The 19,828-nt window shown below is 71.8% G+C and carries 18 protein-coding genes and 1 riboswitch; of the genes, 12 read left to right on the top strand and 6 right to left on the bottom strand.

Annotated features, from left to right (window positions below):
- The first annotated feature begins 4 nt into the window (after positions 1-4).
- Positions 5-910, top strand: coding sequence for a hypothetical protein (locus tag ACIBK6_RS32115; RefSeq protein WP_399055165.1), 906 nt, complete (start codon positions 5-7; stop codon positions 908-910).
- 128 nt (positions 911-1,038) lie between these two features.
- On the opposite strand, the gene rocD is transcribed toward ACIBK6_RS32115, so the two are convergent.
- The gene (gene rocD / locus ACIBK6_RS32110) at positions 1,039-2,274 is read right to left on the bottom strand and encodes an ornithine--oxo-acid transaminase (protein WP_399055163.1); all 1,236 of its coding nucleotides are present in this window, start codon (positions 2,272-2,274) and stop codon (positions 1,039-1,041) included.
- Positions 2,275-2,365: 91 nt separating this feature from the next.
- A riboswitch (ZMP/ZTP riboswitch) is annotated at positions 2,366-2,456 on the top strand.
- Positions 2,457-2,485: 29 nt separating this feature from the next.
- On the opposite strand from rocD, the gene glyA reads away from it, so the two are divergent.
- From glyA to ACIBK6_RS32095, 3 genes are all read left to right on the top strand, one after another.
- Positions 2,486-3,757, top strand: a complete 1,272-nt coding sequence (glyA, locus tag ACIBK6_RS32105) for a serine hydroxymethyltransferase (protein WP_399055161.1) — start codon at positions 2,486-2,488, stop codon at positions 3,755-3,757.
- Between the two features lie 321 nt (positions 3,758-4,078).
- Complete coding sequence (trpS, locus tag ACIBK6_RS32100; RefSeq protein WP_399055159.1) at positions 4,079-5,092, top strand: tryptophan--tRNA ligase; 1,014 nt, start codon at positions 4,079-4,081, stop codon at positions 5,090-5,092.
- A gap of 114 nt (positions 5,093-5,206) precedes the next feature.
- Positions 5,207-5,785, top strand: coding sequence for a 2'-5' RNA ligase family protein (locus ACIBK6_RS32095; protein ID WP_399055157.1), 579 nt, complete (start codon positions 5,207-5,209; stop codon positions 5,783-5,785).
- Between the two features lie 7 nt (positions 5,786-5,792).
- On the opposite strand, the gene ACIBK6_RS32090 is transcribed toward ACIBK6_RS32095, so the two are convergent.
- Entirely contained in the window at positions 5,793-6,548 is a 756-nt protein-coding gene (locus ACIBK6_RS32090) for a decaprenylphospho-beta-D-erythro-pentofuranosid-2-ulose 2-reductase (protein WP_399055155.1), read from the bottom strand.
- Positions 6,549-6,611: 63 nt separating this feature from the next.
- On the bottom strand, positions 6,612-8,084 hold the full coding sequence (locus tag ACIBK6_RS32085) for an FAD-binding protein (protein WP_399055152.1): 1,473 nt from the start codon (positions 8,082-8,084) through the stop codon (positions 6,612-6,614).
- A 221-nt stretch (positions 8,085-8,305) separates the two neighbouring features.
- On the opposite strand from ACIBK6_RS32085, the gene ACIBK6_RS32080 reads away from it, so the two are divergent.
- Genes ACIBK6_RS32080 through ACIBK6_RS32065 form a run of 4 tightly spaced genes read left to right on the top strand, consistent with a single transcriptional unit; the run spans position 8,306 to position 11,140 of the window.
- A complete protein-coding gene (locus ACIBK6_RS32080) occupies positions 8,306-8,845 on the top strand; it encodes a phosphatase PAP2 family protein (protein WP_399055150.1) in 540 nt (179 codons plus the stop codon).
- A complete protein-coding gene (locus ACIBK6_RS32075) occupies positions 8,842-9,786 on the top strand; it encodes a decaprenyl-phosphate phosphoribosyltransferase (RefSeq protein WP_399055148.1) in 945 nt (314 codons plus the stop codon). Before ACIBK6_RS32080 ends, ACIBK6_RS32075 begins: the two co-directional genes overlap by 4 nt.
- The gene (locus ACIBK6_RS32070) at positions 9,783-10,253 is read left to right on the top strand and encodes a GtrA family protein (RefSeq protein ID WP_399055146.1); all 471 of its coding nucleotides are present in this window, start codon (positions 9,783-9,785) and stop codon (positions 10,251-10,253) included. Before ACIBK6_RS32075 ends, ACIBK6_RS32070 begins: the two co-directional genes overlap by 4 nt.
- A complete protein-coding gene (locus ACIBK6_RS32065; RefSeq protein WP_399055144.1) occupies positions 10,241-11,140 on the top strand; it encodes a YihY/virulence factor BrkB family protein in 900 nt (299 codons plus the stop codon). Before ACIBK6_RS32070 ends, ACIBK6_RS32065 begins: the two co-directional genes overlap by 13 nt.
- On the opposite strand, the gene ACIBK6_RS32060 is transcribed toward ACIBK6_RS32065, so the two are convergent.
- A complete protein-coding gene (locus tag ACIBK6_RS32060; protein WP_399055142.1) occupies positions 11,109-12,401 on the bottom strand; it encodes a D-alanyl-D-alanine carboxypeptidase family protein in 1,293 nt (430 codons plus the stop codon). The two genes, ACIBK6_RS32065 and ACIBK6_RS32060, sit on opposite strands and share 32 nt — an antisense overlap.
- A 109-nt stretch (positions 12,402-12,510) precedes the next feature.
- On the opposite strand from ACIBK6_RS32060, the gene ACIBK6_RS32055 reads away from it, so the two are divergent.
- The 3 genes from ACIBK6_RS32055 (at position 12,511) to ACIBK6_RS32045 (ending at position 16,888) form a co-directional block, all read left to right on the top strand.
- Positions 12,511-12,798 (top strand): SCO4848 family membrane protein, encoded by a 288-nt coding sequence (locus ACIBK6_RS32055; RefSeq protein WP_399055140.1) that lies wholly within the window; start codon positions 12,511-12,513, stop codon positions 12,796-12,798.
- 132 nt (positions 12,799-12,930) lie between these two features.
- Positions 12,931-14,502, top strand: coding sequence for an ABC transporter substrate-binding protein (locus ACIBK6_RS32050; RefSeq protein ID WP_399055138.1), 1,572 nt, complete (start codon positions 12,931-12,933; stop codon positions 14,500-14,502).
- Positions 14,503-14,689: 187 nt separating this feature from the next.
- Entirely contained in the window at positions 14,690-16,888 is a 2,199-nt protein-coding gene (locus ACIBK6_RS32045; RefSeq protein WP_399055136.1) for an alpha-N-acetylglucosaminidase, read from the top strand.
- A 22-nt stretch (positions 16,889-16,910) separates the two neighbouring features.
- Here the strand turns inward: ACIBK6_RS32045 and ACIBK6_RS32040 are convergent, their stop codons facing one another.
- Both ACIBK6_RS32040 and ACIBK6_RS32035 read right to left on the bottom strand, forming a co-directional pair.
- Complete coding sequence (locus ACIBK6_RS32040) at positions 16,911-17,573, bottom strand: TetR/AcrR family transcriptional regulator (protein WP_399055200.1); 663 nt, start codon at positions 17,571-17,573, stop codon at positions 16,911-16,913.
- A gap of 114 nt (positions 17,574-17,687) precedes the next feature.
- Complete coding sequence (locus ACIBK6_RS32035; protein WP_399055134.1) at positions 17,688-18,938, bottom strand: MFS transporter; 1,251 nt, start codon at positions 18,936-18,938, stop codon at positions 17,688-17,690.
- Positions 18,939-19,066: 128 nt separating this feature from the next.
- Between ACIBK6_RS32035 and ACIBK6_RS32030 the strand changes: the two genes are divergently transcribed.
- The gene (locus ACIBK6_RS32030) at positions 19,067-19,582 is read left to right on the top strand and encodes a MarR family winged helix-turn-helix transcriptional regulator (protein ID WP_399055132.1); all 516 of its coding nucleotides are present in this window, start codon (positions 19,067-19,069) and stop codon (positions 19,580-19,582) included.
- The last annotated feature ends 246 nt before the right edge of the window (positions 19,583-19,828 follow it).

Here is a 19,828-nt window from a genome sequence, read left to right as displayed (position 1 = left end):
GGCGATGAGCACGGGCAAGGGCGAGGTCCGCTGGAACGCGGCGACGCAGAAGTGGGAGAGCGTACAGGGGTCGGACCATGCCCCCGTCGCACCTCCGGAGTCCCAGGCGCCCCCGGCACCGCCGGGGCCCCCAGCGCCGCCGACACCCCCTGCTCCCCAGCTGCCCCTGCCGTCCCTGGAGGAGCCGCACGTCGTGCCCCCCGAGGCGCGCCCCGCCCGGCGGGTGCCGGTCGCCGTCGTCGTCGCGATGGTCGTCGTGGCCGCGGCCGGGGCGGGGGGCGGCTGGCTGCTGGCCCGGGGCGGGCCCGACCATCCGAAGGTCGTGGTCGGCCCGCCCGCGTCCGGGTCGCCCTCCGTCACCCCCGACCGCAGCGACGACGGCAAGGGCAGCCCCTCGGCCTCCGCCTCCCCCTCCGCGTCGCCGGGTTCCACCGCGCCCGCCGGGTTCCAACTCGTCCAGGATCCAAGGGGGTTCACGCTCTACGTGCCGCAGGGCTGGACCCGTGAGGACCAGGGGGGCAAGGGCGTCTTCTACAACTCCGCCGACCACGCCCGGCTGATCCAGGTGTACCCGGTCGCCGAGTCGGGCCTCAGCCCGTACGACGCGCTGAAGCAGACCTCGGGGGAGCTGGCGAAGAACCCCGGCTACCAGGAGATCAGCCTTGGCAACGACGCGACCGTGCCCGGCGGCGCCACCCAGGCCGCGCGGCTCGTCTACGCGTACGACAACCAGCAGCTCGGCCACCGGCGCCAGGTGGTCGACTACGCCTTCCTGACGCCGGGCGGCGAGCATTACGCGGTGCTGTCCGCGGCCCCGGCCGCGGCGTGGCCGGAGCAGGAGAACACGTTGAAGACGGTGCTCAGCGTCTTCTGCGCGGGTTCCAACTGCCCTTCCGCTCCGGCGGGTTGAGTCCCGGCAAAGTGCTCCGCAGGAAGCGGCGGCCGTCTGCTGCGGGCCGTGCGTGGCTGGTCGCGCAGTTCCCCGCGCCCCTCAAAAGACAGGGCGCGGGGGCCGCATCGAGCCTTCGCCGGGGCCTCTCAGTCTTCCGCGAGCACCGCGCGCAGCTGGTCGAGGCCCCAGTCCAGGTCCTCCTTGCTGATGACCAGCGGCGGCGCGATGCGGATCGTGGAACCGTGGGTGTCCTTGACCAGGACTCCGCGGTCCATCAGTTTCTCGGAGATCTGCCGCCCGGTCCCGTACGACGGATTGATGTCCACGCCCGCCCACAGCCCGCGCCCGCGCACCGTCTCGACCGTGCCGGTGCCGGTCAGCAGGCCGAGCTCGTGGTGCAGGTGGTCACCCAGCTCGGTGGCCCGCTGCTGGTACTCGCCGGTGCGCAGCATCGCGATGACCTCCAGGGCGACCGCGCAGGCGAGCGGGTTCCCGCCGAACGTCGAGCCGTGCTCGCCCGGCCGGAACACGCCGAGCACGTCCGCCGAGGCGACGACCGCCGACACCGGGACCACCCCGCCGCCCAGCGCCTTGCCCAGGATGTACACGTCCGGCACCACGCCCTCGTGCTCGCAGGCGAAGGTCTTCCCGGTGCGGCCGAGGCCGGACTGGATCTCGTCCGCCATGAACAGCACGTTCCGCTCGCGCGTCAACTCCCGTACGCCCGCAAGGTATCCGGGCGGCGGAACGAGCACGCCCGCCTCGCCCTGGATGGGTTCGAGCAGCACGGCCACGGTGTTCTCGGTGACCGCGGCCCGCATCGCGGTGAGATCGCCGTACGGGACGATCTCGAAGCCCGGCGTGTAGGGGCCGTAGTCCGCGCGGGCCTCCAGGTCGGTGGAGAAGCTGACGATCGTGGTCGTACGGCCGTGGAAGTTGTCCCGGGCGACCACGATCTTCGCCGTCCCGTCCTTGACGCCCTTGACCTTGTACCCCCACTTGCGGGCCGTCTTCACGGCGGTCTCCACCGCCTCCGCCCCGGTGTTCATGGGCAGCACCATGTCCTTGCCGCACAGTGCGGCGAGCTCCGTACAGAACTGGGCGAAGCGGTCGTGGTGGAACGCCCTCGACGTCAGCGTCACTCTCTCCAGCTGGGCCTTCGCCGCGTCGATGAGGCGGCGGTTGCCGTGGCCGAAGTTGAGTGCCGAGTAGCCGGCCAGCATGTCGAGATAGCGCCGGCCCTCGATGTCCGTCATCCAGGCGCCCTCGGCGGAGGCGACGACGACGGGCAGGGGGTGGTAGTTGTGCGCACTGTGTGCCTCGGCGGAACGGATGGCGTCTTCGGTCGCTGCGTGGGTCGACACGGGTTCTCCGATCGTCATGCGGCATGGGGCGTAGATGGTGCCCTTTTCTATCGTCGCTCGGATGCCGGACGAAGAAACCTTGCCGTCCGGCGCGGCCGGTAGGGTGTTCGGTACGTACGGCGACTGGCGAGCGGGGAAGCGACCCCGGGGAAGCCGTGCGCGGCCTGTCGCACGAGGTGCCGCCCGCCTGGGCACCCCGGGAATCTGTCAACGGACCCCGGAGGACGCCATGAGCCTTCCCCTTTCCCATCCCGCCCTTCGCGCCACCGACCCCGAGCTGGCCGGGCTCGTAGCCGCCGAGGAGCGGCTCCAGTCGGACACCCTGCGCCTGATCCCCAGCGAGAACTACGTCTCGACGGCGGTCCTGGAGGCGTCGGGGACGGTCCTGCAGAACAAGTACAGCGAGGGTTACGCGGGCCGCCGCTACTACGAGGGCCAGCAGAACATCGACAAGGTCGAGACGCTGGCCGTCGAGCGGGCCAAGGCGCTGTTCGGCGTCGATCACGCCAACGTCCAGCCGTACTCGGGCTCGCCCGCCAACCTCGCCGTGTACCTCGCGTTCGCCGAGCCCGGCGACACCGTGATGGGCATGGCGCTGCCGATGGGCGGCCACCTCACGCACGGCTGGGGCGTCTCGGCGACCGGCAAGTGGTTCCGGGGCGTGCAGTACGGCGTGCGCGCCGACACCGGTCTGATCGACTTCGACGAGGTGCGCGAACTCGCCCTCAAGGAGCGCCCGAAGCTGATCTTCTGCGGCGGCACGGCGCTGCCCCGCACGATCGACTTCGCCGCGTTCGGGGAGATCGCCCAGGAGGCGGGCGCGGTGCTCGTCGCCGATGTCGCGCACATCGCGGGCCTGATCGCGGGCGGCGCCCACCCATCCCCGGTCCCGTACGCGGACGTCATCTCGACCACCACGCACAAGACCCTGCGGGGTCCGCGCGGGGCGATGCTGATGTCCCGCGAGGAGCACGCGAAGGCCATCGACAAGGCGGTCTTCCCCGGGCTCCAGGGCGGCCCGCACAACCAGACCACGGCGGCGATCGCGGTCGCGCTGCACGAGGCGGCGCAGCCGGCGTTCTGCGCGTACGCGCACCAGGTGGTCGCCAATGCGAAGGTTCTCGCCCAGGCGCTGCTCGCCCGGGGCTTCGATCTGGTGTCGGGCGGCACGGACAACCATCTGATCCTGATGGACCTGACGCCGAAGGACGTACCGGGCAAGGTGGCCGCGAAGGCCCTCGACCGGGCGGGGATCGTCGTCAACTACAACACGGTCCCGTACGACCCCCGAAAGCCCTTCGACCCCTCCGGCATCCGCATCGGCACCCCTTCCCTGACCTCGCGCGGTCTGGGCGTCGAGCACATGCCCGCGGTGGCGGAGTGGATCGACCGGGGTGTGACGGCGGCGCGGGCGGGCGACGAGTCCGCCCTCGCGGTGATCCGCGCGGAGGTGGCCGACCTGATGTCGTCCTACCCGGCCCCGGGCTTGCCGCTGGATTGAGCCCCTCCCCGCCCCTTCCCTAAACCCTCCGGGGGTGGGGAAGGAAAGGGGTTTTCTCGGGGCCCCGCCCCGGACCGGGGTCCGGGGCTTCGCCCCCTGCCCCCCCCCGGGGCTTGGCTTCGGCCTCGCTCCTATGCACCCTGCCAGGGGCGCGGGGAACTGCGCGAGCGGCCACGCACGGCCCGCAGCCGAAATCCGTTCCCGCGGGAGCGGGGGTCTGGGGGCGTAGCCCCCAGGAACAATCAGGGGGAAGTCCCTGTGGCCGCGGTCACAATGGCGCGGGTTTCCGGGTGGGCGGGCGCACCTGAGAGAATGCTGAGCATGGCCTCGACTCGTCCCCGCGTGCTCTCCGGAATCCAGCCCACCGCAGGCTCGTTCCACCTCGGCAACTACCTCGGCGCGGTCCGCCAGTGGGTCGCGCTGCAGGAGTCCCACGACGCGTTCTACATGGTCGTGGACCTCCACGCGATCACCGTTCCGCAGGACCCGGCCGAGCTGCGCGCCAACACCCGCCTCGCCGCCGCCCAGCTGCTCGCTGCCGGTCTCGACCCCGAGCGCTGCACGCTGTTCGTCCAGAGCCACGTCCCCGAGCACGCCCAGCTCGGCTGGGTCATGAACTGCCTCACCGGCTTCGGCGAGGCCAGCCGGATGACCCAGTTCAAGGACAAGTCCGCCAAGCAGGGCGCGGGCAACGCGACCGTCGGCCTCTTCACGTACCCGGTCCTCCAGGTCGCCGACATCCTGCTGTACCAGGCCGACCAGGTCCCGGTCGGCGAGGACCAGCGCCAGCACGTCGAGCTGACCCGCGACCTCGCCGAGCGCTTCAACGGCCGGTTCGGCGAGACGTTCACGATCCCGGCGCCGTACATCCTCAAGGAGACGGCGAAGATCTACGACCTCCAGGACCCGTCGATCAAGATGAGCAAGTCGGCGTCGACGCCGAAGGGCCTCATCAACCTCCTCGACGAGCCGAAGACGACGGCCAAGAAGGTCAAGAGCGCGGTCACCGACACCGACACGGTGATCAGGTACGACGCCGAGAACAAGCCCGGTGTCTCGAACCTGCTCACCATCTACTCCACCCTCACCGGCAAGACCATCGCCCAGCTTGAGGCCGAGTACGAGGGCAAGATGTACGGCGCGCTCAAGACCGACCTCGCCGAGGTGATGGTGGAGTTCGTCACGCCGTTCCGGACCCGTACGCAGGAGTACCTGGACGACCCCGAGACGCTGGACTCGCTGCTCGCCAAGGGTGCCGAGAAGGCCCGCGCGGTCGCCGCCGAGACGCTCGCCGCGGCGTACGACAAGGTCGGCTTCCTGCCCGCCAAGCACTGAACCCGCCGTCCGGCCGGTGCCCTGACCGGGGCACTGGCCAGACGGCGGTGCGGCCGTCACACTGCACACTGACGTCCGGAACCGACGTATCCGGACATGACTGAGGAGAACGACGTGGGGACCGTAACGCTCGGCGTTTCGATCGCGGTCCCGGAGCCGTACGGCAGCCTGCTCCAGGAGCGGCGCGCGGGCTTCGGGGACCCCGCCGCGCACGGCATCCCCACGCATGTCACCCTGCTGCCGCCGCACGAGGTCGAGGCGGAGTGCCTGCCGGAGATCGAGGCGCACCTCGCGGCGGTGGCGGCGGAGGGGCGCGCGTTCCCGATGCGGCTCGCCGGGACGGGGACCTTCCGGCCGCTGTCCCCGGTCGTCTTCGTCAACGTCGTCGAGGGCGCGGGCGATTGCGCGCGGCTGCAGCGGCGGGTGCGGGACGAGGCGGGGCCGCTGGTGCGCGAGCTCCAGTTCCCGTACCACCCCCATGTGACCGTGGCGCACAGCATCTCCGAGGAGGCGATGGACGTGGCGTACGAGTCCCTCGCGGGGTTCTCGGCCCAGTGGACGTGCGCCGGGTTCGCCCTCTACGAGCAGGGCGGCGACGGGGTGTGGCGCAAGCTCCACGAGTACGCCTTCGGCCGGGGAGCAGCGGGAGTCCCACCCCAGGGAACCTGCCGGGACCAGCCCTCCCTGCGCTAGGGCCTCTTCACACCGGCAGGCGGCGGAACACCCCCCGCGGCGCATGCCTCAGCGCTGACATCACCACCCGCAGCGCCCCCGGCACCCACACCACCTCCGCCCGCCTGCGCAGCCCCGATTCGATGGCCTGGGCCACCGCCTCGGGGGTGGTGGCGAGCGGTGCCTCCGCCAGGCCCGCCGTCATCTTCGTACGGACGAATCCGGGGCGTACGACCATCACGTGCACCCCTGTCCCGTGCAGCGCGTCCCCCAGGCCCTGTGCGAACGCGTCGAGTCCCGCCTTGCTCGACCCGTAGATGAAGTTGGCGCGGCGGGCCCGCTCGCCGGCCACCGATGACAGCACGACCAGCGAGCCGTGGCCCTGCGCCTGGAGGGCCTTCGCGCAGATGAGGCCCGCGGAGACCGCACCGGTGTAGTTGGTCTGCGCGACCCGTACCGCCGCCAGCGGCTCGCCCTCGTCGCGGGACTGGTCGCCCAGTACCCCGAACGCCAGCAGCACCATGTCGATGTCGCCCTGGGCGAACACCCGGCCGAGCGCGCCCTCGTGGGAGGCGGAGTCGAGCGCGTCGAAGCCCAGCGTGTGGACGTCCGCGCCCAGTTCGCGCAGCCCGGCCGCCGCCGCGTCCAGGGCGGGGGAGGGGCGGCCCGCGAGCCACACCGTACGGGTGCGGCGGGCCACGAGGCGCCGGGCGGTGGCGAGGCCGATCTCGGACGTGCCGCCGAGCACGAGCAGGGACTGCGGGCTGCCGAATGCGTCCTTCATCAGGGGGCTCCTTCTCGGGAATCGGGAGTGGGGGCGGGGGAGTTCAGGGGGCCGAGGGGCAGTTCACAGGGCCAGGCGGCGGCTCATGTCCGAGGTGAAGACCCCTGACGGGTCCAACTCGGCACGCAGCGCCCGGAATTGGCGCAGCTTCGGGTACATGCGCTCCACCAGCTCACCCCGCATCCGCGCGTCCTTCGCCAGGTAGACGCGGCCGCCCGCGTCCGCCACTTCCTCGTCGAGCTCGTCGAGGAACGCGCCGAGGCCGGGCAGCTTCGCGGGGATGTCGAGGGCCAGGGTCCAGCCCGGCAGCGGGAAGGACAGCCAGCCGGGGTCGCCCGCGCCGAAGCGTTTCAGTACGGCCAGGAAGGACGGGCAGCCGCGCCGGGAGATGCGCCGCACGATCGCGCGCAGGGCGTCCTCCTGCCCGTACCCGACGACGAACTGGTACTGGACGAAGCCGCCCCGGCCGTAGATCCGGTTCCAGTGCGGCACCCCGTCCAGGGGGTGGAAGAACGCCGGGATCCGCTGGAGTTCGCCGGTCCGGCGCCTGGGTGCCCTGCGGTACCAGAGTTCGTTGAACGCCGATACGGAGGCCCGGCCGAGCAGTCCCTCCGGCAGGAAGGAGGGGGCGGCCGGGAGCCGGCCGGGGCGGAAGGCGAGCGGGGTGCTGCGGGCGCGGGGCGGCAGGGTGTCCAGCGGCGCGTGCTCACCACGGGTCAGCACCGCCCGCCCGGTCCCGGCGCCCCGCGCGAGGAGGTCGATCCACGCCACCGAGTACCGGTAGCCGTGGTCGGTGGCGGTCAGCCGCGCCATCAAGTCGTCCAGATCCGCCGCCCGTTCGGTGTCCACCGACATCAACGAGGTCTGGACCGCCAGGAGTTGGACGGTCGCCCGGAGGATCACTCCCGTCAGGCCCATGCCGCCCGCCGTCGCGTCGAACAGCTCGCTGCCCGGTGCGACGGTGCGTACCGTGCCGTCCGCCGTGAGCAGTTCCAGTTCGCGCACATGGCGGGCGAAGGAGCCCGAGACGTGGTGGTTCTTGCCGTGGATGTCGGCGCCGATGGCTCCGCCGACGGTGACGTACCTGGTGCCGGGCGTCACGGGCACGAACCAGCCGAGCGGCAGCAGCACTTCCATCAGGCGGTGCAGGCTCACGCCCGCGTCGCAGACCACCACGCCCGCCTCGGCGTCGATGGTGCGGATGCGGTCGAGGCCGGTCATGTCGAGGACCGCGCCGCCCGCGTTCTGCGCGGCGTCGCCGTACGCCCGGCCGAGCCCGCGGGCGATGGTGCCGCGCGCCCCGCACGCCCGCACGGCCGCCGCCGCCTCCTCGTAGCTGCGGGGGCGCAGCAGCCGGGCGGTGCTGGGGGCGGTGCGCCCCCAGCCGCTCACGGACGTCGGAGCGGCGGATCCGAGCTGTGCGGATACGGGTGGTGCGGATCCGAGCTGTACGTCTACGGGTGGTGCGGATACGGGCGTTACGGGACCGGGCGGTGCGGGATCGGGTGCGGCGGTGGCCTCGGTATCGGCAGACATGAATGCGACCGTATCGCCTAACTTGCCCTCTTTGTCGCAATCACTCGCCCCGGTGTCCACCGCTCGGTATCCGCCGCCCACCCCGGCGTATCGCTCACCGAAATGGGTGATTAGGTGGGTGTCGGTACCTTTTGTCCCGAATCTGGCTTCCTCGGCGCAGGAGAGTCGCCCATGGCCTACGGCCAGTTGGCGGGGCCGACGTCACGGAAGAGGGGTGGCAGATGCAGAAGCCGTCGTGCGCCGAAGCCGACCAACGGCTCCTGGCCGCACTGCGCGACTGCGGCACGGACCCACGGGTGGCCGCCGCCGCCCGCGCGCTGTCCCGGGCCGGTGAGCACGGCGCGCTCTGGCTCGCGGCCGGGCTCGCCGCGGCCGCCGTCGACCGGGACCGGCGCGGGGCCTGGCTGCGCGGCACCGCCCTGGTCGCCGCCGCCCACCTGGCCAGCATGGGCGTGAAGCGGGTGGTGCGCAGACCCCGGCCGCAGCTGCCGGCGGGCGAGCCCCTGGTGCGTACCGCCGGGCGGCACTCGTTCCCCAGCTCGCACGCGACCTCGGCGGCCGCCGCGGCCGTCGCCTACGGGGCGCTGCGGCCGGCCGGCGCGCGCCTGGTGCCGCCGCTGGCCGCCGCGGTGTGCGTGGCCCGCCTGGTCGCCGGAGTCCACTACCCCAGCGACATCGCGGCGGGCGCGCTGCTCGGCGGTGTCACCGCGCGGGCCGGCGCCGCCTGGATGCGCAAACCGCTCGAAGGGGGGCGCGGATGACCGAGCCCGGCGCGGTAGTCCTCGGCGACCCCGGGCCGGTCCCACCGGGCCGGCGCCTGCTCGCGCTGCCCGGCGGTCTGGTACGCACCGCCCGGCCCCGCCAGTGGATCAAGAACGTACTCGTGGTGGCCGCGCCCGCCGCCGCCGGCCGGCTCACCAGCCCGCACGTGATCGGCCAACTCGCCCTGGTATTCGGCCTGTTCACGGCCGCCGCAGCCGCCGTCTACCTCATCAACGACGCCCGCGACGCCGAGGCCGACCGCGCCCACCCCGACAAGTGCCGCCGCCCGGTCGCCGCCGGGCGGGTGCCGGTGGCCGCCGCCTACGCGACCGGCGGCGTCCTGGCGGTGCTCGCCCCGCTCGCCGCCGCGCTGACCTGCAACGCCATGACGGCCGTGCTCCTCACCGGGTACGTCGTCATGCAACTCGCCTACTGCGTCAAGCTGAAGCACGTCCTGGTGGTGGATCTGGTCGTCGTCACCGCCGGGTTCCTGATGCGGGCCATGACCGGCGGGGTCGCGCTCGGCATCCCGCTGTCCCGCTGGTTCCTGATCACCGCCGGATTCGGCGCGCTCTTCATGGTCTCCGCCAAGCGCTACTCCGAGGCCGTCCAGATGGAAGGCCACGGCGCCGCGACCCGCTCGCTCCTCGACGCGTACACCACCGGCTATCTGCGCTTCGTCTGGCAGCTCGCCGCGGGCGTCGCGGTGCTCGCCTACTGCATGTGGGCGCTGGAGAGCGGCGGCGTCACAGGCGGATCGCTGCTGCCCTGGCGGCAGTTGTCGATGGTCCCCTTCATCGGGGCGATCCTGCGGTACGCCGTCTTCGCCGACCGGGGCAGCGCGGGCGCGCCCGAGGACGTCGTCCTGCGCGACCGCGCGCTCGCCGTGATCGGCCTGGTGTGGGTCGCGATGTACGCGCTCGCGGTGGCCGGCCTGTGAGCATCGCCAAGTCCGAGGTGATCGGCTTCGCGCTGGCCGGACTCTGCGCCTACGCCGCCGACCTCGGGCTCTTCGTGTGGCTGCGGTCCGGGCACGGCTGGGGCCCGATCGCCGCCAAGTGCCTCTCGTTCATGGCCGGTTGCACGGTCGCCTACTTCGGCAACGCGTTCGGCACCTATCGCGGGCGGCGGGTCCACCGCCGCGAGTACGCCGTGTTCCTCGCCGTGAACATCGCGGGCGCCCTAGTGCAGTTGCTCTGCATCGCGGTCTCGCACTACGGCCTCGGCCTCACATCCCCGCGCGCCGACACCCTCTCCGGCGCGGTCCTCGGCATGGCCCTCGCCACCTGCCTGCGATTCTGGGGGACGAGAACGCTGGTCTTCGGCCGGGGGGCCGAAGGCCCGGGCCGGCCCGCGGAGGACACAGCCAAGGCGAGAGAGGGTAGCCGTAGTTCATGGACTGGCTGAGCAGACTCCCCGTCGTCGGGCCCTGGATCGCCCGCCTCATGCGGACCCACGCCTGGCGTTCGTACGAGCGGCTCGACCGGGTCCACTGGTCCCGGCTGGCCGCCGCCATCACCTTCATCAGCTTCCTGGCGCTCTTCCCGCTGCTCACCGTCGGCGCCGCCGTCGCGGCCGCGCTGCTCTCCGCCGGGCAGGTGAGCAAGCTCCAGCACACCATCGCCGAACAGGTCCCCGGCATCTCCGACCAGCTCGACCTCCAAGCGCTGATCAACAACGCCGGCACCGTGGGCGGCGTCGCGGGCGCCCTGCTGCTGCTCACCGGCATCGGCTGGATCGGGCAGATGCGCGGCTGTCTGCGCGTGGTGTGGGACATGGCGGAGGCCGACGAGGGCGAGAACCCGTTCCTGCGCAAGCTCAAGGACGCGGGCGTCCTCATCGGGCTCGGCGGCGCGGGCCTCGCCTCCTGGGCGGCCTCGTCCATCGGCTCCACCGCCGTCGGCTGGACCGCCGACCGGCTCGGCATCGACCAGGGCGGCGCGGGCGGGGTGCTGCTGCGGATCGCGGCCATCGCGGTCGCCGTCCTCGCCGACTTCCTGCTCCTGCTGTACGTACTGACCCTGCTGCCCGGGGTGAACCCGCCGCGCCGCCGCCTGGTGGTGGCCGGGCTGATCGGCGCGGTCGGCTTCGAACTCCTCAAACTGCTGCTCGGCGGCTACATGAAGGGCGTGGCCGCCAAGAACATGTACGGGGCCTTCGGGGTGCCCGTCGCGCTGCTGCTCTGGATCAACTTCACGGCGAAGCTTCTCCTGTTCTGCGCGGCCTGGACGGCCACCCCGGCCAAGGACGTCGACTCGGAACTCAACTCTTCCGCAGCGGCCAGCGACGATTGATCAGGAAGACCGCGCCCGCGACGAGCACCAGCGCGCCGCCGGTGACGGCGAGCGCGATGCCCACGCCGCCGCTCTCGCCCTTGGCGGCGGCGGTCTGGCCGGTACGGCTCTTCGTGCCGCCCTGGGCAGCCGTGGCCGAACCGTCGCCGTCCCCGGTCAGCACCGACTTCGGCGGGACCAGCTCACCGACCGGGGTCACCTTCCCGGAGGCCGCGAACCCCCAGTCGAGCAGCCGGGCCGCCTCCTTGTAGACGGCCTGGCTCTCGGTCGGCTGGGGGTTCATGACGGTGACGAGCAGCACCTGGTCGCCCCGCTGGGCGACCCCGGTGAAGGTGGCGCCCGCGTTGGTGGTGTTGCCGTTCTTGACGCCCGCGATGCCCTTGTACGGGCTGAGCCCGAAGTCGCCGGTGAGCAGCCGGTTGGTGTTCTGGATGTCGACGGTCTCGCGCTTCTTGTCCTTGCCCTCGGCGCCCGGGAACTTCGCGGTCGCCGTAGCGCAGTACTCGCGGAAGTCCTGCTTCTGGAGCCCCGAGCGGGCGAACAGGGTCAGGTCGTACGCGCTGGACACCTGGCCCGGCGCGTCGTAGCCGTCCGGCGAGATCACGTGGGTGTCCAGGGCCTGGAGTTCGTCCGCGTGGTCCTGCATGTCCTTGACGGTTTTGGGCAACCCGCCGTTCATCGAGGACAGCACGCGCACGGCGTCGTTGCCGGAGCGCAGGAACACCCCGAGCCACAGGTCGTGCACCGAGTACGGCAGGTTCGGCTTGACCCCCACCAGACTGCTGCCGGGGCCGAGCCCGGCGAGCTCGGCCGGGGTGACGGTGTGCTGCTCGTCCTTGGGGAACTTGGGCAGCACGGTGTCCGCGAAGAGCATCTTCAGGGTGGAGGCGGGCGGCAGCCGCCAGTGCGCGTTGTGCGCGGCGAGCACCTGGCCGCTCTTGGCGTCCGCGACGATCCAGGACCGGCCCGTCACATCCTTGGGCAGGACGGGCGCGCCCGCGCCGAGGCGCACCTGGGTGCCCGGCTGGCCGAGCTGGTCGCCGCCCACCTTCGACATCTCCGCCGGGGGCGGGTCGTTGCGTGGCTTGCCCGGCGCGCCGGGCGTGCTCGACGCGGCCGGCTTCTCGTCCTGGGGCAGCGCGGCGGCCGGGGACGCGGCCAGGGCGGGCAGCAGGGCGGCGGCCACGGCGACGGACAGGGCGAGCCCGGCGGGCCTCTTCGGCGCGTACTGATGCGATGCGCTCTTCTTTACGGCAGACACGTTCGAGAACGTACAGGCTGTGCACACCGATCCGATCATCGGACGGATGACCCGCCGGACGCTCCCACCCAGCCGGAGGTGCGGGCCGGCCGGGACGGATACTGGGCGCATGAAACTCAGCCGCCCTCTCTCCTGGTTCCTGCTCGCCTTCGGCGCGTGGAGCTGGGTCATCTGGACCACTTTCGTGAAGAACCTGTGGAAGGACGGGAGCGGGCTCGCCTTCGACGCGGCCGGGCACCCGACCGGCTACTTCTGGATCCATCTGCTGCTCGCCGTCACCTCGTTTCTTCTGGGGACGGGCGTGGGAGTCATCGGGTTCCGTTCGCTGCGCCAGCTCAAGCGCGAGCAGTCCGCCGCCGAGGGTTCCGTCGCCGAGGATTCCGTCACGCTCGGCTAACGAGTGGCTGTGAGTGGAACGCCGACCCTTCCACTGTGTGAAGGTCGTGTGGTTGGGTGAGCGCCGTCACAGACGCAGCGTGCCGTCTCCGCGCGTCGACCAGGGGTGGGGCGTTCCGAGGAGAACACGGCGATGCGGTCGATCCGTATGCGGATTCTGGCTATTGGTGCGGCAGTGGTGGTCGCCGGTGTCGGCGGCTGGCAACTGCTGCCCTCCGACCAGGCGAAGAAGGCGCCGATCGTCGTCGGCACCACCGACGTGATCACCTCGCTCGACCCGGCGGGCGCCTACGACGCCGGTTCCTGGGCGGTCTACAACAACGTCTACCAGTCGCTGCTCACCTTCCGGCAGGGCAGCTCGACCCCGGTCCCGGACGCCGCGAAGAGCTGCGCGTTCGTCGGCCTAAAGCTCCAGACGTACCGGTGCGTGCTGCGGGACGACATCAGCTTCTCCAGCGGGCGCAGGATGACCGCCGAGGACGTGAAGTTCTCCTTCGACCGGGTGCTGACGATCAGGTCCAGGGTGGGTCCCGCGCCGCTGTTCGCCATGCTCGGCTCGGTGAGCGCCGAGGGTGACGCCGTCACCTTCAACCTGAAGAGCAAGGACGCCACCTTCCCCTCGAAGCTGGCCACCGGCGCGGGCTCGATCGTCGACAGCAGCCAGTACCCGGCGACCGCGCTGCGCAAGGGCGACTCGGTGGTGGGCTCCGGCCCGTACCTGCTCAAGGAGTACGACAAGGACGCCACGGGCCGGCCGGTCCGCGCGAGCCTGGAGCCCAACCCCGGCTACCGGGGCGCGGTGGCCAAGAAGGGGCTGCCGGTCACCGTCCGCTACTTCGCCGAGTCCGACCAGCTGAACGCCGCCTGGCAGGCCAAGCAGGTCGACGTCACCCACCGCGAGATGCCGCCCTCGGTGCTCGCCAAGCTCTCGCCCGGCGACCCGAACCTGCGGATCGCCACCTCGCCCGGCTACGACATCCGCGAGCTCAACTTCAACGCGAAGTCGGCGAGTCCGGTCGCCCAGACCAAGGTCCGCGAGGCCGCCGCCGCCCTCATCGACCGCCCGGCGCTCGCCAACGCCGTCTACAGCGGCACCGTCGAGCCCCTCTACTCGCTGATCCCGCAGGGTTTCACCGGGCACAGCACCGCCTTCTTCGACGCCTACCCGAAGCCCGACCCGGCGAAGGCGAAGGCGCTCCTGAGGGCGGCGGGCGAGCAACTGCCGGTCCGCTTCAACCTGGCCTACCGCAAGCTGGGCGCGAACGGCGCGGAGGCCGAGCAGATCAAGCAGCAGTTGGAGCGGGACGGCCTCTTCCAGGTCGACCTGATCGCCGAGGCCGACTGGCCGAAGATGCAGGACAACTTCGCCCAGGGCAAGTACGACGCCTACACCGCGGGCTGGCTCGCCGACTTCCCCGACCCGGACAACTTCGGCCAGCCGCTCGTCGGCACCGGCAACAGCCTGCACAACAACTACTCCGACAAGGAGAGCGACGGCATCATCCAGCGGACCCAGGAGTACACCGACCGGGGCCGCGCCGCCGACGACTTCAAGGCGCTCCAGGACAAGGTCGCCCAGGACGTTCCGCTGATCCCGCTGTGGCAGGGCAAGAACTACGTACTCGGCAGCAAGGACATCAGCGGCTCGCAGTACCTGTCGGACGGCACGGGCGTGTGGCGGCTGTGGGAACTGGGCTGGATCTGAGCGGGCGAGCGGAGAACGGGTTGCGGGGCTGAGCATGCGGGCGGGCAGGTCCGGAATCGGGCGGGGCTCAGCATGCGGGCGGGGCGCACGGGTCCGGGCCTCCGAGGTTCGCCCAAAGGGCTTTTGTCCAAGGAGTCACCGGTTCTGCTCCATTGACCGCGCTCGGGCACACTGCTTCCGTCGGGGGATGCGCCTTTCCCGTCGTACGCTCCTGAGCTCACTCGCCGGATCGGCCCTCGCCCTGGGGGCGGGCACCGAGGCCGGGTACGCCGCCGACGCCGGGTCCGTGGCCGCCCGGGGCCCCGCCGCGCGGGCGCTGGCCCGGCTGCTGCCCCGCCACCGCGAACAGGTCACCTTCCGCACGGCGGCGCGCGCGGCCGGCCGGGACCGCTTCCGCGTCTCGGGCGGAGCCGGCCGGATCCTCGTGGAGGGCAGCACTCCCGCCGTCCAACTCACCGCATTCCACTGGTACTTGAGACATGTGGCGCACGCCCACATCTCCTGGGCGGGTGAGCAGACCCGGCTGCCGGACCGGCTTCCCGCGGTGCCCGAGCCCATCGAGCGGACCGCTGGCGTCACCCACCGCTTCGTCTTCAACGACACCAATGACGGCTACACCGGCGCCTACCGCGACTGGGCGTACTGGGAGCGCGAGCTCGACGTCCTCGCCCTGCACGGCTACAACGAGGTCCTCGTCTACCTCGGCGCGGACTCCGTCTACCACCGCACCTTTCTCCAACACGGGTACGCGGACGAGGAGTTGCGGGCCTGGCTCCCGGGCCCCTCGCACCAGCCGTGGTGGCTGCTCCAGAACATGGCGGGCTTCGGCGGCCCGGTGTCCGGTCAACTCCTCGTCGACCGCGCCGAGTTGGCCCGGCGCATCGTCGCCCGGCTGCGCGAACTCGGCATGACGCCGGTGCTGCCGGGCTACTTCGGTACGGTCCCGCCCGGCTTCGCCGCCGGCAATCCCGGCGCCCACGTCGTGCCGCAGGGCGACTGGGCGGGCTTCCCCCGGCCCGACTGGCTCGACCCGCGCACGGACCACTTCGCCCGGATCGCCGAGACCTTCTACCGCGTACAGGCCGACCTGCTCGGCGCCACCTCCATGTACAAGATGGACCTGCTGCACGAGGGCGGCACCCCCGGCGACGTGCCGGTCGGGGCGGCGGCGCGGGCGGTGGAGACGGCGCTGCGCACCGCGCACCCCGGCGCGATCTGGAACATCCTGGGCTGGCAGTCCAACCCGCACCGCGAAATCATCGAAGCGGTCGACAAGACGAAGCTGTTCATCGTGGACGGCCTCTCCGACCGCTTCCCGTCCGTCACCGACCGCGAGGAGTCCTGGCAGGGCGCGCCGTACGCCTTCGGTTCCATCTGGAACTTCGGCGGCCATACGGCGATGGGCGCGAACACCCCCGACTGGGCTTGTCTGTACGAGAGTTGGCGCACCAAGCCGGGCAGCGCCCTGGACGGCATCGCGCTCATGCCGGAGGGCGCGGACAACAACCCGGCCGCGTTCGCCCTCTTCTCCGACCTGCCCTGGACGGACGGCCCGGTCGACCTGGAGTGCTGGTTCCAGGAGTGGCCGCGCTACCGGTACGGATCCGCCGACCGGCACGCCGCCGACGCCTGGGACATCCTGCGCCGGACCGCCTACGGCACCACACGGGCGGACTCCTGGAGCGAGGGCGCGGACGGCCTGTTCGGCGCCCGCCCCGACCTGAAGGCGACCTCGGCGGGGTCCTGGTCCCCGCACCAACTCCGGTACGACGGAGGCGAGTTCGCGAAGGCGCTGCCGTCCCTGCTGGCCGCGGCCCCGGCCCTGCGCTCCTCATCGGCGTACCGCTACGACCTGCTGGACGTCACCCGCCAGAGCCTCTCCAACCACTCACGGGTCCTGCTCCCGCGCATCGGAGCCGCGTACGAGTCCGGAGACAAGGCCCTGTTCTCTCAACTGACCGAGGAGTGGTTCCGCTGCCTCGCCCTGCTGGAGCGGGCGGTCGCCACGGACCGGGGGCATCTGCTCGGCCGCTGGATCGCGGACGCGCGCTCGTGGGGTGCGACGGAGGCGGAGAAGGACCGGCTCGCCTACGACGCGGTGTCGCTGCTCACGGTGTGGGGGGCGCGGGCGGGCGCGGACGGCGGGGGGCTGCGGGACTATGCGAACCGGGAGTGGTCCGGTCTGGTGGGCGGCCTCTACACCCTGCGCTGGCGCACCTACTTCGACACCCTGTCGACCTCCCTGACCTCGGGCCGCCCGCCGGTCCCGGTCGACTGGTACGCGCTGGAGGACCAGTGGGTGCGCACGCATCCGGCGTACGGGGCGGAGCCGCGGGGGGACATCGTGGGGGTGGCGGGGGACGTGCGGGTGGCGCTGGGGCTGTGAGGGCTCCGAAGATGCTGCTCGGCTAACTCCTTGTGCGGGAGGCCGCCGCCTGCGACATGCCAGGCAGGAAGTCCGTGAAGAGTTCGTGCACCTCGTGGACGAGCGGCCGCAGCACCCGGAACCGGGCCAGCGCCACCCCTCGCGCGGTCAGCTTCGCCCCCCGCGCCGCGAGGCGATAGCTCCGCTCCCGCTCCGGCGACCGGTCGAACACCCAGTACAGGACGAGCCCCATCTGCGACAGCCACATCAACTCCGGCAGCACGTCCACGAGTTCGGCCGGAACCTTCGTCCTCGTACCCGCAAGGACCTCCCGGTGCACAGAGATCGCCGCCTGGCGCGCATGCTGCGACTCCGTGGAGAACGGACTGAGCGGACTGTCGGGATCCGCCGCGTTCTTGAAGAACTGCGCCGCGAACTCGTGGTACGGCGAGGCGATGTCCAGCCACACCCGCAGCACCCCGGCGAGCCGGGCCTCCAGGTCGGTCTCGGTGTCCAGGACCTCCCGTACCGCCGCGTGGTGCTCGGCCGCGATCCGGTCGTAGAACCCCTGGATGAGGTGTTCCTTGCCGGCGAAGTAGTAGTACGCGTTGCCGACCGAGACCCCGGCCTCCTGGGCGATGGCCCGCATCGTGGTCTTGTCGTAGCCCCGCTCCTGGAACAGCCGCATCGCGGTCTGAAGGATCAGGGTGCGGGTCTGCTCGCCCTTGGCGACGCGGGGCCCGGACGCATCGGCCCCGGCCTGCCCGTGCGCATCGGGGGCCGTCTCTTCATGCGCGTTCTCTGCTGGCACGGCAAGAGCCTAATCGGCCACGGAGCAGCCGCGGCCGCTGGGTTCCGGCCCTTCGTACACCCGGCCGTGCGGGTGCTGACCGAAGTGGCGCACGCCGGGCACCGCCGCCGTCGCCAGACAGGCCCCGCCGACCACCAGCGCGGCGGTGAGCAGCGGGACTTCGGGCCCCCAGGCATCCGCGGCGAGCGGCGCGAGGGCGTAGCCGAGCGGCATCGAGGCGAGCGAGAGCAGCCAGTCGTACGAGGTGACGCGGGCCAGCGTGTGGGCGGGGATCGCGGACTGGACCGAGGTCTGCCAGACCGGTGAGAGGAAGCCGAGGCCCGCCTGGGCGACGGCGTACGCCGCGACGGTGAGCGGCGCGGGTGCGGCGAGTGCGAGGAGGGTGAGCGGCAGGGCGTAGGTGGCCAGGCCCAGGTTGGCGGTCAGGACCGGGCGCCGGGGGCGGGCGCGGGAGGCGAGCAGCGAGCCGAGGAACAGGCCGATCGCCCCGGCCTCGATGAAGGTGCTCCAGAAGACGGTGCCGCTGAAGTGCCGGAAGGCGATGGCCGGGCCGAGTGTCATGAGGACGGCGGCGGCGCCGTTCCAGGCGGAGTGGGCGATCAGGCTGGTCCAGTACCAGTCCCGTGAACGGACCTCGCTCCAGCCCTCCTTGAGGTCGGCGGCGAGCGAACGGCGCGGGATCGGGACGTGCTCGACCCGGATCAGGGTGAGCAGTGCGGCGCTGACCGCGAAACTGCAGCCGTCCAGGACGAACGCCCAGCCCGCGCCCGCGGTCTCCACGAGCAGGGCGGCGAGCAGCGGCCCGCCGAGCCGGGCGGCGCTGTTGGCCACGGCCATCAGGGAGTTGGCGCGCTGTCGCCCGTCCGGGCCGACCGTGCCGGTGATCAGGGGTGCGGCGGTCGGCATGGCGAAGGCGGACGCGGCGCCGCCGATCGCCTCGGCGAGCGCGATCTGCCACAACTTCGGTGTACCGCCGAGGAGTTCGTACCCGACGAAGAGCTGGGCCGCGCACCGTATGAGATCGGTGGTGAGCGCGACCGTGCGGGCCCGGAAGCGGTCGCCCGCCACTCCGCCGAGCGGCAGCAGGAGCAGTTTGGGCACCATCGCGCAGCCGAGTACGAGCGCGAGCGCGCCGGCCGAGCCGGTGGCGGCGTAGACGGCGAGCACCAGGGCGACGGGGACGACGGCGTCGCCGACGAGGGAGAGGGAGCGGCCGACGAAGAGCAGCCGGAAGGAGCGCGAGCGCAGGGGGTGCGGCATGAGCGGAACATACTTTGGCTCCGAAATATTAGTCAACGAAATATGGGTGAGCGAAATGTTCGCCATCGAGGGGGTGCCGAGGGGTGCTTGAGGGGATGCCGGAGGTGCGGCATACGTACGATCGGCACATGGAGACGCGGCGGGACTGGACCGACGGGCATGTGGAGCGCTGGCTGCCGGTGCTGCCCGGCCTCGATCCCGAGATCGAGGGCGCGGTCACCCGGATGAAGAAGCTGTCGGTGCACCTGCGCCGGGTGCGCGAGCAGTCCCTGGTCGACTTCGCGCTCGACCGCCCCGAGTTCGAGACGCTGCACAAACTCGCGGGCCGGGGCGGCGCCGCGAGCCCCTCCCAGCTCGCTGCCGACCTCGACCTGGCCCCGGCCTCGGTGACCGGCCGCCTCGACGGCCTGGAGCGCCGCGGCCTGCTCCGCCGCACCCCGTCGAAGGCCGACCGGCGCCGCGTCGACGTCCAACTGACCGACGAGGGCCGCCAGGTGTGGCTCGGCGCGATGGACGTCCTGGGCCACGAGGAGTACCGCCTGCTCGGCGTCCTGAACGCCGACGAGCGCACCGTGTTCAACGACATGCTGCGGCGGATCATGCTGGCGGCGGAGGCGGGCGGGGACGCGGGGTTGGACGTCTGATCCGAACAGCTCGGCATGACGATTGGTTACCCCAATTCACCCTGGAGGGTGAACTGTTGGGGGCGATCGCCGGGTGGCGGGATGCGCTGTCGGCGCAGGTCGGGCCGTGTGTTCGAGGGGCTCAACTGGCATATGCCGCACGGTAGTTGCGGCTTGCGTTGCTTACGGAGCGTGGTTGTAAAGTCGCCGACACCACAACGTGAGACATGGATAGCCCCCGCGGTGCGCCAACACCCGGGGGCCTGA

Source organism: Streptomyces sp. NPDC050485 (assembly GCF_044458185.1).
Classification (GTDB): domain Bacteria; phylum Actinomycetota; class Actinomycetes; order Streptomycetales; family Streptomycetaceae; genus Streptomyces.
Note: the sequence above shows the minus strand (reverse complement) of the source record. Positions and strands in the feature narration are given on the sequence as shown.

Excerpts from the sequence above, each read along its gene's own strand:
- ACIBK6_RS32075 (WP_399055148.1), top strand. The coding sequence starts at position 8,842 with ATGACCGAGCCCGGCGCGGTAGTCCTCGGCGACCCCGGGCCGGTCCCA.
- ACIBK6_RS32085 (WP_399055152.1), bottom strand. The coding sequence starts at position 8,084 with ATGTCTGCCGATACCGAGGCCACCGCCGCACCCGATCCCGCACCGCCC.
- ACIBK6_RS32080 (WP_399055150.1), top strand. The coding sequence starts at position 8,306 with ATGCAGAAGCCGTCGTGCGCCGAAGCCGACCAACGGCTCCTGGCCGCA.
- rocD (WP_399055163.1), bottom strand. The coding sequence starts at position 2,274 with ATGACGATCGGAGAACCCGTGTCGACCCACGCAGCGACCGAAGACGCC.
- ACIBK6_RS32030 (WP_399055132.1), top strand. The coding sequence starts at position 19,067 with ATGGAGACGCGGCGGGACTGGACCGACGGGCATGTGGAGCGCTGGCTG.
- ACIBK6_RS32045 (WP_399055136.1), top strand. The coding sequence starts at position 14,690 with ATGCGCCTTTCCCGTCGTACGCTCCTGAGCTCACTCGCCGGATCGGCC.
- ACIBK6_RS32065 (WP_399055144.1), top strand. The coding sequence starts at position 10,241 with ATGGACTGGCTGAGCAGACTCCCCGTCGTCGGGCCCTGGATCGCCCGC.
- ACIBK6_RS32090 (WP_399055155.1), bottom strand. The coding sequence starts at position 6,548 with ATGAAGGACGCATTCGGCAGCCCGCAGTCCCTGCTCGTGCTCGGCGGC.
- ACIBK6_RS32115 (WP_399055165.1), top strand. The coding sequence starts at position 5 with ATGAGCACGGGCAAGGGCGAGGTCCGCTGGAACGCGGCGACGCAGAAG.
- ACIBK6_RS32050 (WP_399055138.1), top strand. The coding sequence starts at position 12,931 with ATGCGGTCGATCCGTATGCGGATTCTGGCTATTGGTGCGGCAGTGGTG.
- trpS (WP_399055159.1), top strand. The coding sequence starts at position 4,079 with ATGGCCTCGACTCGTCCCCGCGTGCTCTCCGGAATCCAGCCCACCGCA.
- ACIBK6_RS32055 (WP_399055140.1), top strand. The coding sequence starts at position 12,511 with ATGAAACTCAGCCGCCCTCTCTCCTGGTTCCTGCTCGCCTTCGGCGCG.
- ACIBK6_RS32035 (WP_399055134.1), bottom strand. The coding sequence starts at position 18,938 with ATGCCGCACCCCCTGCGCTCGCGCTCCTTCCGGCTGCTCTTCGTCGGC.
- glyA (WP_399055161.1), top strand. The coding sequence starts at position 2,486 with ATGAGCCTTCCCCTTTCCCATCCCGCCCTTCGCGCCACCGACCCCGAG.